This is a genomic window from Verrucosispora sp. WMMD573 (genome assembly GCF_027497175.1).
Taxonomy (GTDB): Bacteria; Actinomycetota; Actinomycetes; order Mycobacteriales; family Micromonosporaceae; genus Micromonospora.
Genome location: NZ_CP114901.1, coordinates 4,952,328 through 4,964,903 on the forward strand (window position 1 = coordinate 4,952,328; position 12,576 = coordinate 4,964,903).

Sequence of the window (12,576 nt, forward strand, 5' to 3'; positions counted from 1 at the left end):
TGTCGAAACCGCTCGGGCACCGCCGCTGCTCGGGATGAAGATCAGCTGTCGGACTTGTCGCCCGGCTTGTCCTCCAGGTCGGCGGAGCCGGCCGAAGTGGTCGGCTTGTGCCCCTCCTCGGTCGGCGTGGTCGGGGTCTGCGCCCGATCACCCTCCGCCGCCGACTCGCCGGCCGCATCGCCGTCGAGCAGAGCGGTCAACGCGGCCCCGGTGATCCGTCGGAAGGTACGCCCCACCCGGTTACGGTCCAGGATCGCGACCTCCAGCTGGTCGCCGGCGATCGTGCGGGCGGCACCGCCCTCGCCGCCGACGCTGCCCAGCGCCTGCACCGCCACCTTCACCGCGTCGCCGAGCGACATGTCCGGCCGATGGTTCGACTTGAGCACCCCGGAGATCGCCTCGGCCTGACCGCCCATGGCCATCCGGCCCGGCTCATCGGTCACCGACCCGTCATAGGTGCACCGGTACAACGAGTCCTCCTCCGGCGTGGCACCCACCTCCGCCACACAGATCTCCACCTCGAACGGCTTCGACTGCTCGGTGAAGATGGCACCGAGAATCTGCGCGTACGAGTTTGCCAACGCCAGACCGGTCACATCCCGGCGGTCGTAGCTCAGACCGTTCAGGTCGGCCATCCGTACACCCGCCCGGCGCAGGTTCTCGAACTCGTTGTACCGCCCCACGGCGGCGAAGCCGATCCGGTCGTAGATCTCGCTGACCTTGTGCAGCGTGCTGGAGAGATTCTCGGCAACGAAGAGCACCCCGCCGGCGTAGCTGACGACCACCGCGCTGCGGCCCCGAGCGATGCCCTTGCGGGCCAACTCGGAACGGTCGCGCATGATCTGCTCGGGCGAGGCGTAGAACTGCATGGCCACGGCGGCGGCTCTCCTTCGGGCGGTACTCGGGAAACGGGATCAGCTGCGGACGGGCGGCTCAGCCGCCCGGATTCTCCATCCGACCGGCGACGACGCTCTCCGCGATCGCCGAGGTCTCCGCGTCGGTCAGCCGGTGCGTGCCCTCCGCCGTCGCGGTCATCACCACCGGGTAGATCCGCCGCGTCAGGTCGGGACCGCCGGTCGCGGTGTCGTCGTCGGCGGCATCGTAGAGGGCCTCGACCGCCAACCGCACCGCGTCGTCGACGGACAGCCCGGTCCGGAACCGCTTCTTCAACGCCGACTTGGCGAACAGCGAACCCGAACCGATGGCGTCGTAGCCAGTCTCCTCGTACGGGCCGCCGGTGACGTCGAAACTGAAGATCCGCCCGGCCCACGCCGGGTCGCTGGCCGCCAGGTCGAACCCGGCGAAGAGTGGGATCACCGCCAGCCCCTGCATCGCCGCACCCAGGTTGCCGCGAATCATCGAGGCGAGCCGGTTCGCCTTGCCGTCGAGGGACAGCATCGCGCCCTCGATCTTCTCGTAGTGCTCCAGCTCCACCTGGAACAGCCGCATCAGCTCGATGCCGATGCCGGCGGCGCCGGCGATGCCCACCAGCGAGTACGCGTCGGCGGGGTGCACCTTCTCGATGTCCCGCTGGGCGATCAGGTTTCCCATGGTGGCCCGCCGGTCACCGGCCATCACGACACCACCGGCCGCGGCGATGGCCACGATCGTGGTGGCGTGCGGGGCCATGTCGGCGGCCATGCCCGGGGGCAGCGCCCGACGGCCCGGCAGCATCTCAGGGGCCACCTTGCTCAGGAATGCCGTGAAGGAGGACGTCCCCGCGTTGGTGAACACATCTGGAAGACGCCCGGATGGATCAAAACCCGCTGCCACGTGGTTCCTCTCAGGTACGTGACGGCCCTGGCCAGCCTCGTCGGACTGTCACGGAACTGGCCAAGACCACCGTTGCAGTTGAAGCAGAGTATCCCGCGCACCCACCCGGTGCGATGATCGTGGTCCACATGTTCCGGATCGGGGGTCATCGCAGACCGCACAGACACCGCCCTGCTCGGCCAGCAGCTCGTCGAACTCCTGTTGCCCGGTGCCGTACCGCCGCCGCAGGTGGTACTCGCGATTGCCGCCGTAGAGCCGCTGCTTGGTCTCGTTGGCTGGCTTCACCTCTCGGCCAAACTGGAGCTTCACTCGCTTGGCATAGCTCGCCTTCGACCTGACATTGAAGCAAGGCTTGCAGTAGCTGCCACGACCGCTGGGACGCTTGCTACTCGCACAAAACTCCGCCAGCGACTTCCACTCTTCGCAGTCACGACATCGGCGTTGACCTTGCCGGTCATCCGAAAAATCTGCCATGTCCGATTTATGCCTATATGTTCACTGACCTCCTTTCTGTACGTAACCTCTCACGAACTCTTCGGCGTTTTCCTCAAGGACGGAGTCGATCTCGTCGAGCAGGTCGTCGACGTCCTCGGTGATCTCGGCGTGCCGCTCGGCGACCTCCGGGTTCGCCTCGACGGTGACGTCCTCGACCTCTTCGCCCTGACGGGACTTGCCGGACTGCGACTGACCGCCGCTGTCACGAGTGGCCATCGTTGCCTCCTCCACGATCTCCCTGCGATGAACTTACCTCGCGGGAGCGACGAAACGTTCCCCGCGCGCCGGTACCGGCGCGCGGGGACGAACAGCTGGTGGACGTGAGCCGGTGGGTCAGCCGCCGGTCAGGGTCTCCAGCAGATCCTTGGCGCTGGCGCAGCGGTCGAACAACTCGCCGACATGCCGCCTGGTGCCACGCTCCGGCTCCATCATCGGCACCCGCACCAACGACTCCCGGCCGACGTCGAAGATCACCGAATCCCAGCTGGCGGCGACCACTTCGGAGGGGTACTGGGCCAGGCAGCGGCCCCGGAAGTAGGCCCGGGTGTCCTCGGGCGGCTCCGTCATCGCCGTACGGCTCTCCTCGTCGCTGAGCAGCGTCTTCATGGATCCGCGGGAGACCAGCCGGTGGTAGAGACCCTTCTCCGGGCGTACGTCGGAATACTGCAGGTCGACCAGCTGGAGCTTGTGCGAGCCCCAGCCGAGCTTCTCCCGCTCCCGGTAGCCCTCCAGCAGCCGCAGCTTCGCCACCCAGTCGAGTTCGTCGGCGCAGAGCATCACATCGCGCCCCAGCCGGTCGAGCACGTCTTCCCACCGGTTCAGCACGTCGGCGGTCTGCTCGTCCACGTCGTTGCCGTAGCGGTCGTCAACGAACGCGCGCACCCGCTCCAGGTAGGCCCACTGCACGTCCATCGCGGTCAGCCGGCGTCCGTCGCGCAGCCGCATCAGGTGCGACAGAGACGGGTCGTGACTGACCGCGCGCAGCTCGCCGACGGGATCGGCGATGCCGAGGTCGGGGCCGAGCGCCTTCTCCTCGATCATCGTGAGGATCAACGCGGTGGTGCCCACCTTGAGGTAGGTGGAGATCTCCGAGAGGTTCGCGTCTCCGATGATGACGTGCAGGCGGCGGTACTTGTCCGCGTCGGCGTGCGGCTCGTCGCGGGTGTTGATGATCGGCCGCTTGAGCGTGGTCTCGAGGCCGACCTCGACCTCGAAGAAGTCGGCGCGCTGGGAGATCTGGAAGCCGCTCTGGCCGCCGTCCTGGCCGATGCCGACGCGGCCGGCACCGCAGACGATCTGTCGGGTGACGAAGAACGGCGTCAGGTACGCCACGATGTCGGCGAACGGCGTCTGCCGGCGCATGAGGTAGTTCTCGTGCGCGCCGTAGCTGGCGCCCTTGTTGTCGGTGTTGTTCTTGTAGAGGTGGATCGGTGCCGTGCCGGGGATCGTGGCGGCCCGCCGCGAAGCCTCCGCCATCACCCGCTCTCCCGCCTTGTCCCAGCGGACGACGTCGCGGGGGTTGGTGACCTCGGGGGTGGAGTACTCCGGGTGGGCATGGTCGACGTAGAGCCGCGCCCCGTTGGTCAGGATCACGTTGGCCAGGCCGAGGTCCTCGTCGGCGAGCGCCTCGGCCGGGTCGTAGGCCGCGCCGGAGTAGGTGAAGCCCCGGGCGTCCCGCAGCGGCGACTCCTCCTCGTAGTCCCAGCGGGCCCGGCCACCGCGGTTCAGTTCCGGTCGGGCGCCGTAGGCGTTGACCACCTGGGAGGAGGTGACCATCGGGTTGGCGCCGGCCTGACCGGGCACGGAGATGCCGTACTCGACCTCGGTGCCCATGATTCGTCTAACGCTCATCGACCTACCCGCTTCGTTTGCCCGACCGGTCCCCGTCATGTCGAGCGTAGTCGCCACTTCGCCACCCGGGGGCGTGGCGGTGGGGCGGGTCCGTCCCTGGACCGGGGTGGCGGGCCTTGTGCGACCCGGTCCGGGAGTACGACGGGGCCCGCGACGCGGTGCGTCGCGGGCCCCGATGGCGCGCCTCGGTCAGAGGTACTGACCGGTGTTGCTGGCGGTCTCGATGGAGCGTCCGGCCTCGGCGCCCTTGCCGCCGGAGACGAGCGTGCGGATGTAGACGATCCGCTCGCCCTTCTTGCCGGAGATGCGAGCCCAGTCGTCCGGGTTCGTGGTGTTGGGCAGGTCCTCGTTCTCGCGGAACTCGTCGACGCAGGCGTCGAGTAGGTGCTGCAGGCGCAGCCCCTTGCGTCCGGAGGTGAGGAACTCCTTGATGGCCATCTTCTTGCCCCGGTCGACGATGTTCTGGATCATCGCGCCGGAGTTGAAGTCCTTGAAGTACAGGACCTCCTTGTCACCGTTGGCGTAGGTGACCTCCAGGAAGCGGTTCTCCTCCGTCTCCGAGTACATCCGCAGCACCACTGCGTCGATCATGGCGGCAACGGTGGCCTGGGGGTCGCTGCCGTGTTCGGCCAGGTCGTCGGCGTGCAGCGGCAGGCCGGAGAGGATGTACTTGGAGAAGATGTCCTTGGCCGCCTCGGCGTCCGGACGCTCGATCTTGATCTTCACGTCGAGTCGTCCCGGACGCAGGATCGCCGGGTCGATCATGTCTTCCCGGTTGGAGGCGCCGATGACGATGACGTTCTCCAGCCCTTCGACGCCGTCGATCTCACTGAGCAACTGCGGCACGATGGTGTTCTCCACGTCGGAGGAGACACCGGAGCCGCGGGTGCGGAAGACCGAGTCCATCTCGTCGAAGAAGACGATCACCGGGGTGCCTTCGCCGGCCTTCTCCCGGGCTCGCTGAAAGATCAGTCGGATGTGCCGCTCGGTCTCGCCGACGTACTTGTTGAGCAGCTCGGGGCCCTTGATGTTGAGGAAGAAGCTGGTGTGCTTCTCCTCGCCCCGCCGCTCGGCGATCTTCTTGGCGAGTGAGTTGGCGACCGCCTTGGCGATCAGCGTCTTGCCGCAGCCGGGCGGGCCGTAGAGCAGGATGCCCTTCGGCGGGCGCAGCTGGTGCTCGCGGAACAGGTCGGCGTGCAGGAACGGCAGTTCCACCGCGTCGCGGATCTGCTCGATCTGGGAGTGCAGGCCGCCGATGTCGGTGTAGTCGACGTCCGGCACCTCCTCCAGCACGAGTTCCTCGACCTCGCTCTTGGGGATCCGCTCGTACGCGTACGCCGAACGCGGTTCGATCATGAGCGAGTCACCGGCCCGGATCGGACTGCCGATCAGGGTCTCGGCCAGGTGCACGATGCGTTCCTCGTCGGAGTGCGAGACCACCAGCGCCCGGTCACCCGGCGCGCCTTCGGGACCGGCGAGGATCTCCTTGAGCATGACCACCTCGCCAACCCGCTCGTAGCCGAACGCGTCGACGATGTTGAGCGCGTCGTTGAGCAGGACCTCCTGGCCGCGTCGCAGCTCGTCGACGTCGAGCGAGGGCGAGACGGCCACGCGCAGTTTCCGTCCGCCGGTGAAGACGTCGACCGTGCCGTCGTCGTGCCGGGCCAGGAAGACGCCGTAGCCACTTGGGGGTTGAGCGAGCCGGTCGATCTCCTCCTTGAGCGTCACGATCTGCGCGCGAGCCTCCTTGAGGGTGCTCACGAGCCGTTCGTTGTTCTCGGTCAGCCGCGCCAACTGCGCCTGGGTGGCGGCCAGCCGCTCTTCGAGCTGCCGGACGTGTCGGGGGCTCTCGGTCAACTTGCGCCGCACCAGAGCGAGTTCCTCTTGAAGGAACGCGACCTGCGTGGAGAGATCGTGGGCCTCCTTCTCCCACCGTGCGGCGCGCGAGTCCGCGTCGTCGCTGCGTGCCACGTCCCACCTCCCCGGGGGGCTTGAACGTTCTGACCTAACACTAGCCGCTATGAGCCCGATTCGGTCCTCCGCAACGCGCCCGTCACCGAAGCTTGATCGCCAAGGGTGGGTCGACGGGCGGGTACGGGCATTCGGGTACCGTCGAGGGGTGGGACGGGAGAACATGGGGGGTGCACCGGTGGCCGAGGTCGCGACCGACCAGCTGCAGGTCTGGGTCGACCAGGATCTGTGCACGGGCGACGGGCTGTGCGTGCAGTACGCGCCGGAGGTCTTCGAGTTCGACGTCGACGGGCTGGCCTATGTCAAGGGCCCCGACGGTGAGCTGGTGCAGGCACCGGGCGGCCGGGTGGGCGTGCCGGAGCACCTGCGCCTTGAGGTGATCGACTCGGCGAAGGAGTGCCCGGGCGAGTGCATTCACGTCGTACGCGGCAGCGACGGTGTCGAGGTGGCCGGCCCGGAGGCCGAGGACTGACCCGCTGATCCCGGAATCACCCGGTCGGGCTACAGCAACGGACGACCGACCACCGAGGCGACCAGCCGGGCGAACTCCTCCAACCGGGCGATCTGTCCGGCGCCGCCGTCGTCGAGGGTCTTGCCGAAGCGCAGCGCGTCGTGGCGCGGGCCGCCGGCGGCCTCCTCACCCGGCGGCGACTCGTCCAGCGAGGTCAGCAGCAGGTAGACGTCGATGCTGTCGACCCGGATCTCACCGTTGTCGTGGCGGAACAACCGGCGTCGGCAGCCCACCTCGGTGACCGAGGAGACCGGCACCACCCGCAGCGAGGAGGTCATCGAGCCCGGCGGCCCCTCCCCCGGCGGCACGTCCTCGCCGTGCCAGAGCACCAGGCGGCTGCCGTCGCAGACGACGACCTCCTGCCACACGCCGTTCACCTCGTTGACGAAGCGTTCCAGGGTGAAGCCGAGCACCGACGCCCCGCGCAGGACGCCGCCGAGCGCTTCCAGGGCGACGTCGGGGTCGCGCAGGTAGGCGCGCGCCGCGGATTCCAGGTCGGTGTACGGCGACCAGTCGGGAAAGACCGCAGGCAGGTCGCCACCGCCGAAGCCGGGACGGCTCATGCCGGCCCTCCGCCGCGCTGGGCGCCGAGTTGATGATTCGCTCGCTGACGCTCACTCATCGGATCACCTCCGCCGTCACGGCCTGTCCGTCTCCTGCGCCATGTCGGGTCGTGTCTGCTCGGCGGGCGCCTCGTGCGGCACCGCTGTCGCCTGCCGGGCCGCCTCCGCCTCGCGCAGCGCCTGCCGGCGTTGCGCGTACGCCTCGGTGCCCTTGCTGGGCTTGCGGCGCCGTGGCGGGGCGGTGACTCCGGGGGCGAGCTTACGCGCGGAGACGAGGAAGGCGGTGTGGGCGATCATCCGGTGATCGGGGCGGACCGCCAGCCCTTCGGCGTGCCAGTCCCGGACCAGTGACTCCCAGGCCCGGGGCTCGGTCCAGCCGCCGCGCTCGCGCAGCGCCTCCACCAGCTCGGACAGCTGCGGGGTGGTGGCCACGTAGCCGATGAACACGCCGCCGGGCAGCAGCGCGCGTTCGACCATTTCGAGGTTCTCCCAGGGAGTCAGCATGTCCAGGATGATCCGGTCGAAACCGGTCTCGCGGCACGTCGCGACGTCACCGACGTGCAGCTGCCAGGCCGGGTGCGGACCCTGGAAGAACGACTCGACGTTGCGGCGGGCGATCTGGGCGAAGTCGTCGCGCAGTTCGTAGGAGTGCAGTTCGCCGGCGGTGCCGACCGCGCGCAGCAGCGAGCAGCTCAGCGCTCCGGAGCCGGCGCCGGCCTCAAGAACCTTGGCGCCGGGGAAGATGTCACCCATGGCGACGATCTGGGCGGCGTCCTTGGGGTAGATCACCTGGGCGCCGCGCGGCATGGAGAGCACGTAGTCCGACAGCAGGGGGCGCAGGGCCAGGAAGGCGGTGCCACCACCGGAGGTGGTCACCACGCTGCCGTCGGGCAGCCCGATCAGCGCGTCGTGCGCCAGGATGCCGCGGTGGGTGTGGAACTCCTTGCCCGGCTCCAGGGTCACCGTGTGCATCCGCCCCTTGGGGTCGGTCAGCTGCACCCGGTCACCGGGCTGGAACGGCCCACGCCGCACCGCGGGCGGCTCCACCTTCTGCTCGGGAAGGTCGCTGGCCGGGTGGGCGGAGTGGGTGACGGTCACGTGTTCATCTTCCGGTGAGGTTCGAGCAGTTGAGCCAGATCCGCGATGTGCAGAACGCCGACGACATCTTCGCCTGCCGTCACGACGTACTGTGCGCCCGGGTGGGTCTGCACGGTCTCCAGCACCCGTTCGCCGTCCGTGTCCACCGGCATGGCCGGCAGGTCGGCGAGGGTACGGGCGACCGCGTCCACGGCCAGCCAGGGGCGGCGGGCCTCCGGCACCGCCGCGGCGGCGGCCGGGTCGACCAGGGCCACCGGCCGACCGGCGGAGTCGGTGACCAGCAGCGCGGCCGGATGCTGCGGCCCGGAAGTCGGGTGCGTCTGCGCGGCGCGGCGCTGCGCCTCGGCCAGCGGGGTGCCGGTGGGCACGGTGTGCACCGGGCGAGCGAGGGTGGCCAGGTCGATCAGGGGGAGCCGCCGGCCGATGCGGGACATCCTGATCGACTGCCCGGCGCCGTGCCAGAGGGTGAGGGCGACAAGCGCCGTCAGCGGCAGGGCCAGCAGGCTCAGCACGTCGATCGCGTAGAGCGCCGCCACCAGCAGCGCGGTGCCGACGGCGAGGATCCGTCCGGCCCAACCGGCGACCTCGGTGGCCCGGTGCCGGTCCCGGGTCAGCGCCCAGACCACCGCGCGCAGCGCCCGACCGCCGTCCAGGGGCAGCCCGGGCAGGATGTTGAACAGCGCGACGATGACGTTGCTCGCGGCGAGTTGGAAGGCGAGTTGGTCGGCCACGGTGCGGTCGGGCAGGGCCAGCGTCGCGGCGACGGCGGCCGCGCCGAGCACGGCGGAGACGGCCGGCCCGGCCAGCGACACCAGCAGGTCCACCCGTGGGGAGGGTGCGTCGCGGTCCATCTCCGTGTAGCCGCCGAGCAGTTCCAGAGTGATTCCGCGCACCCCGATGCCGAAGCGGCGGGCGGTGAGGGCGTGGCCGAGTTCGTGAGCCAGCACCGAGCCGAGCAGCGCGAGGACGAACCCGGCGCCGACGAGATAGCCGCCGAGCGGGGACAGTTGCAGTCGTTGGCCGGCCAGTTCGCCGTACAGGACCGTGATCAGGAGGGCGAGCAGCAGGATCGAGGCGTTCAGGTAGAGCGGCACCCCGAGGATCCGACCCACCCGCATGCCGGGGCGCTGGCCGGCCCGTGGTCGCCTGCGCTGTTCCATCGGGCTGATGCTACGCGGCGGGAGATCACGTACCGGAGCGGCGGCGGCCGGCCTGTCATACCGGTGGCCTAACCTTCCGGGGCATGACGGCCGATCCGGTGATCACTCAGCAGGCCCCGACCCCGACGGAGCTGCCGGCGACGGTGCGGGCCTCGCTGTCACCGTCGCGGGCGGCGGATTTCAAGACCTGCCCGCTGCTCTACCGGTTCCGCAGCATCGACCGGCTGCCCGAGCGGCCCAGCGTGGAGCAGGCTCGGGGCACGCTGGTGCACGCGGTGCTGGAGCGGTTGTTCGACCTGGCGCCGGCCGCCCGCACTCCGGAGGCCGCCGGTGATCTCGTGGCCGGCCAGTGGGACCGCCTGGTCACCGAGCAGCCGGAGTTGGCCGGGTTGTTCCCCGATGACGACCCGGCCGCCGCGGCGGAGTTCCTTCGATCGGCGTCGGCCCTGCTGGGCGGCTACTTCGCGGTGGAGGATCCGCGCCGGCTGGAGCCGGCGGAGCGGGAGAGTCTGATCTCCGCCGTGGTCGACGACGAGCTGCTGATTCGGGGCTATCTCGACCGGCTCGACGTGGCTCCCGACGGTGCGCTGCGGGTGGTGGACTACAAGACCGGCGGCGCCCCACGGGAGGCGTTCGAGGCGCGGGCGCTGTTCCAGTTGAAGTTCTACGCCCTGGTCCTGTGGCGCACCCGTGGCGTGGTGCCGCGGGTGCTGCGCCTGCTCTACCTCAAGGACGCCGAGGTGTGCGACTACGCCCCCGACGCCGAGGAGTTGGTGCGCTTCGAACGGACGGTGGTGGCGTTGTGGCGGGCGATCGAGCAGGCCACCGCTGCCCGGGATTTCCGGCCCCGGCCGAGCCGGCTGTGCGACTGGTGTAGTCATCAGGCCCGCTGCCCCAGCTACGGCGGGACTCCGCCGCCCTTCCCGGAGCCGACGGCGACGCCCGATCCGCTGCGTGACGCCCGGTCCTCCCCCGCGCCACCGGGCGCCGACGAGTAGCGTCCCTCCTTCCCGGGGATGAGGGGCGAGTCACCACACAAGACGATCTCTCAGCGGTGGGGGCGGCTAGCGTCGGGGCGTGGGTAACGCGTTGAGGCAGTGGCTGGGTCGCAATCCGGCGGCCGGCGACGCGCTGCTGGCCGTTGGCCTGGTGCTGGGCGAGGCCGTGTTCACCCTGCTCACCCCCCGCGAGTTCTGGTCTCGACCGCTGCCGGCGGCGCTGGGGTGGAGCGTGTTGTGCGCGACGCCGGTGGTGCTGCGCCGGGTGGCGCCGTGGCCGGCCCTGCTCGCCGCGCTGGTCACGTTGCTGTTCCCGGTCGTCATCGAGGTGGCGCCGGCGACGCAGAGCCTCACCTTCGTGGTGCTCACCTACACGATGGCGGCCTACCGTCCGGCGCGTCCGGCGGTGGTGGCGGCGGCGGGGTTGTGGCTTCCGGTCGCCGTGGTGAACACGGTGGTGCCGCCGGAGGGTGTTCCGCAGGTCAGCACGGCGTTCCTCATCGCGAACAACATCCTGGTGGGGATCGTGTCGTTCTCGGTGGGCCGGACGGTGCACGCCCGCCGCTCCTCCACCGAGGCGTTGCGGGAACGGGCCCGGGTCGCCGAGGCCAACCAGCGGGCGCTGGCCGAACAGGCGGTGGCCGACGAACGGCGCCGGATCGCCCGGGAGTTGCACGACGTGGTGGCCCACCACGTCAGCGTGATGGGGGTGTTGGCCACCGGGGTGCGCCGGGTGCTGCGGCGCGACCCGGACAGCGCCGACGAGGCGATGGCCACGATCGAGGAGACCAGCCGGGCGACGCTGCGGGAGCTGCGCCGGCTGCTGGACGTGCTGCGTACCGAGGCCGAGCCGGCGGCGGAGTTGGCGCCGCAGCCGGGCCTGGCCGGTATCGCGACGCTCACCGATCAGGTCCGGGAGGCCGGGTTGCCGGTGACCTTGACCGTGACGGGAACGGCGGGGCAGTTGGAGGAGGGGGTGGCGCTGACCGTGTACCGGATCGTGCAGGAGGCGCTGACGAACGCCCTCAAACATGCCGGTTCGGCGACCGCGCAGGTGCGGGTGGGTTTCGGTGGGGACGCGGTGGAGGTCGAGGTCACCGACACCGGTCGCGGGCCGTCACCGGACACCGATCGGATCGGGCACGGCCTGGTCGGGATGCGGGAACGGGTCGGCCTCTACGGTGGGACCCTGCGCACCGGCGCGCGCAGCGGCGGCGGGTACCGGGTGTACGCCCGGATTCCGGTCGAGCCGCTGCCCGAGGCCAGCCGGCGGTGAGGTGGCTCTGGTGAGCGGTGCAGTCGACAGGGAGGACCAGATGGCCGATTCGACGGGGCAGGCCCGGCCGGTGCGGATCCTGCTCGCCGACGACCAGCCGCTGCTGCGTACCGGATTCCGGATGGTCCTGGGCGCGGAGGCCGACCTGGACATCGTCGCGGAGGCCGGTGACGGGGTGGAGGCGGTGGAACTGTCCCGTCGGTTGCTGCCGGACGTGGTGCTGATGGACATCCGGATGCCAAGGATGGATGGGGTGAGCGCCACCCGGGCGATCGTGGATGCCCGGCTGCCGGTGCGGGTGCTCATTCTGACCACCTTCGATCTGGACGAGTACGTGGTGGGTGCGCTGCGGGCCGGGGCGAGCGGCTTCCTGGCCAAGGATGTGCCGGCGGAGGATCTGGTCACCGCGATCCACACGGTGGCCGCCGGCGACGCGGTGGTGGCGCCGCGGATCCTGCGCCGGCTGCTGGACCGCTTCGCCGACGTGCTGCCGGATCCGTCCGCGACGCCACCGAAGGCACTGGGCGCACTCACCGAGCGGGAGCGGGAGGTGCTCGTGCACGTCGCCCGCGGCCTGTCGAACGCCGAGATCGCCCGAGCGCTGTCGGTGAGCGAGACCACCATCAAGACGCACGTCGGACATGTGTTGACCAAGCTCGGGCTACGCGACCGGGTGCAGGCGGTGGTGTTGGCGTACGAGTCGGGCCTGGTCCGACCTGGGGGTTAACGCCCCCGTTGCATCAGTCACCTACCGTGACGGCTTCCGGTGGAAATCGGTTGACCCTCACGCGACGGCAACGTCCAGGATGACCGTGAACACCGGCGGCAGGTGGCCGACAGCTACCGGAGTCGGGGACAACCCTGACTTCGGTTGGGGGGT

Annotated in this window: 14 protein-coding genes; 4 read left to right on the forward strand and 10 right to left on the reverse strand. The window is 70.1% G+C overall.

Annotation, left to right across the window (positions count from 1 at the left end):
* Positions 1–41 precede the first annotated feature (41 nt).
* The 7 genes from prcA to arc form a co-directional block, all read right to left on the reverse strand.
* The gene (gene prcA, locus O7601_RS22640) at positions 42–875 is read right to left on the reverse strand and encodes a proteasome subunit alpha (protein WP_281563098.1); all 834 of its coding nucleotides are present in this window, start codon (positions 873–875) and stop codon (positions 42–44) included.
* Positions 876–933: 58 nt separating this feature from the next.
* Positions 934–1,773 carry a proteasome subunit beta gene (prcB, locus tag O7601_RS22645; protein WP_281563099.1) on the reverse strand — a complete coding sequence of 280 codons (840 nt, stop codon included), beginning with the start codon at positions 1,771–1,773 and terminating at the stop codon, positions 934–936.
* A complete protein-coding gene (locus tag O7601_RS22650) occupies positions 1,692–1,922 on the reverse strand; it encodes an endonuclease VII domain-containing protein (RefSeq protein ID WP_281563100.1) in 231 nt (76 codons plus the stop codon). The genes prcB and O7601_RS22650 overlap by 82 nt, the downstream gene beginning before the upstream one ends.
* Positions 1,822–2,082, reverse strand: a complete 261-nt coding sequence (locus tag O7601_RS22655) for a hypothetical protein (RefSeq protein ID WP_281567099.1) — start codon at positions 2,080–2,082, stop codon at positions 1,822–1,824. The genes O7601_RS22650 and O7601_RS22655 overlap by 101 nt, the downstream gene beginning before the upstream one ends.
* 186 nt (positions 2,083–2,268) lie before the next feature.
* Positions 2,269–2,484 carry a ubiquitin-like protein Pup gene (locus O7601_RS22660; protein WP_013734319.1) on the reverse strand — a complete coding sequence of 72 codons (216 nt, stop codon included), beginning with the start codon at positions 2,482–2,484 and terminating at the stop codon, positions 2,269–2,271.
* Between the two features lie 117 nt (positions 2,485–2,601).
* Positions 2,602–4,119 carry a depupylase/deamidase Dop gene (dop, locus tag O7601_RS22665; protein WP_348650208.1) on the reverse strand — a complete coding sequence of 506 codons (1,518 nt, stop codon included), beginning with the start codon at positions 4,117–4,119 and terminating at the stop codon, positions 2,602–2,604.
* A gap of 189 nt (positions 4,120–4,308) precedes the next feature.
* Entirely contained in the window at positions 4,309–6,090 is a 1,782-nt protein-coding gene (gene arc / locus O7601_RS22670) for a proteasome ATPase (RefSeq protein ID WP_281563101.1), read from the reverse strand.
* Positions 6,091–6,268: 178 nt separating this feature from the next.
* On the opposite strand from arc, the gene O7601_RS22675 reads away from it, so the two are divergent.
* Positions 6,269–6,562, forward strand: coding sequence for a ferredoxin (locus tag O7601_RS22675; protein WP_281567007.1), 294 nt, complete (start codon positions 6,269–6,271; stop codon positions 6,560–6,562).
* A gap of 29 nt (positions 6,563–6,591) precedes the next feature.
* On the opposite strand, the gene O7601_RS22680 is transcribed toward O7601_RS22675, so the two are convergent.
* The 3 genes from O7601_RS22680 to O7601_RS22690 all read right to left on the reverse strand — a co-directional run bounded on the left by O7601_RS22680 (position 6,592) and on the right by O7601_RS22690 (position 9,422).
* Positions 6,592–7,164 (reverse strand): hypothetical protein, encoded by a 573-nt coding sequence (locus O7601_RS22680; RefSeq protein ID WP_281563102.1) that lies wholly within the window; start codon positions 7,162–7,164, stop codon positions 6,592–6,594.
* A 75-nt stretch (positions 7,165–7,239) separates the two neighbouring features.
* Positions 7,240–8,262 (reverse strand): tRNA (adenine-N1)-methyltransferase, encoded by a 1,023-nt coding sequence (locus tag O7601_RS22685; protein WP_281563103.1) that lies wholly within the window; start codon positions 8,260–8,262, stop codon positions 7,240–7,242.
* Positions 8,259–9,422 (reverse strand): M50 family metallopeptidase, encoded by a 1,164-nt coding sequence (locus tag O7601_RS22690; protein ID WP_281563104.1) that lies wholly within the window; start codon positions 9,420–9,422, stop codon positions 8,259–8,261. The genes O7601_RS22685 and O7601_RS22690 overlap by 4 nt, the downstream gene beginning before the upstream one ends.
* A gap of 83 nt (positions 9,423–9,505) precedes the next feature.
* On the opposite strand from O7601_RS22690, the gene O7601_RS22695 reads away from it, so the two are divergent.
* From O7601_RS22695 to O7601_RS22705, 3 genes are all read left to right on the forward strand, one after another.
* A complete protein-coding gene (locus O7601_RS22695; RefSeq protein WP_281563105.1) occupies positions 9,506–10,420 on the forward strand; it encodes a PD-(D/E)XK nuclease family protein in 915 nt (304 codons plus the stop codon).
* 79 nt (positions 10,421–10,499) lie between these two features.
* Positions 10,500–11,696 (forward strand): sensor histidine kinase, encoded by a 1,197-nt coding sequence (locus O7601_RS22700; RefSeq protein WP_281563106.1) that lies wholly within the window; start codon positions 10,500–10,502, stop codon positions 11,694–11,696.
* 40 nt (positions 11,697–11,736) lie between these two features.
* Positions 11,737–12,423, forward strand: a complete 687-nt coding sequence (locus O7601_RS22705) for a response regulator transcription factor (RefSeq protein WP_281563107.1) — start codon at positions 11,737–11,739, stop codon at positions 12,421–12,423.
* The last annotated feature ends 153 nt before the right edge of the window (positions 12,424–12,576 follow it).

Bases quoted from the DNA above. Each gene is read 5' to 3' on its own strand.
- dop (WP_348650208.1), bottom strand. From the start codon at position 4,119: ATGAGCGTTAGACGAATCATGGGCACCGAGGTCGAGTACGGCATCTCC.
- O7601_RS22650 (WP_281563100.1), bottom strand. From the start codon at position 1,922: ATGACCCCCGATCCGGAACATGTGGACCACGATCATCGCACCGGGTGG.
- O7601_RS22690 (WP_281563104.1), bottom strand. From the start codon at position 9,422: ATGGAACAGCGCAGGCGACCACGGGCCGGCCAGCGCCCCGGCATGCGG.
- O7601_RS22695 (WP_281563105.1), top strand. From the start codon at position 9,506: ATGACGGCCGATCCGGTGATCACTCAGCAGGCCCCGACCCCGACGGAG.
- O7601_RS22680 (WP_281563102.1), bottom strand. From the start codon at position 7,164: ATGAGCCGTCCCGGCTTCGGCGGTGGCGACCTGCCTGCGGTCTTTCCC.
- O7601_RS22705 (WP_281563107.1), top strand. From the start codon at position 11,737: ATGGCCGATTCGACGGGGCAGGCCCGGCCGGTGCGGATCCTGCTCGCC.
- O7601_RS22660 (WP_013734319.1), bottom strand. From the start codon at position 2,484: ATGGCCACTCGTGACAGCGGCGGTCAGTCGCAGTCCGGCAAGTCCCGT.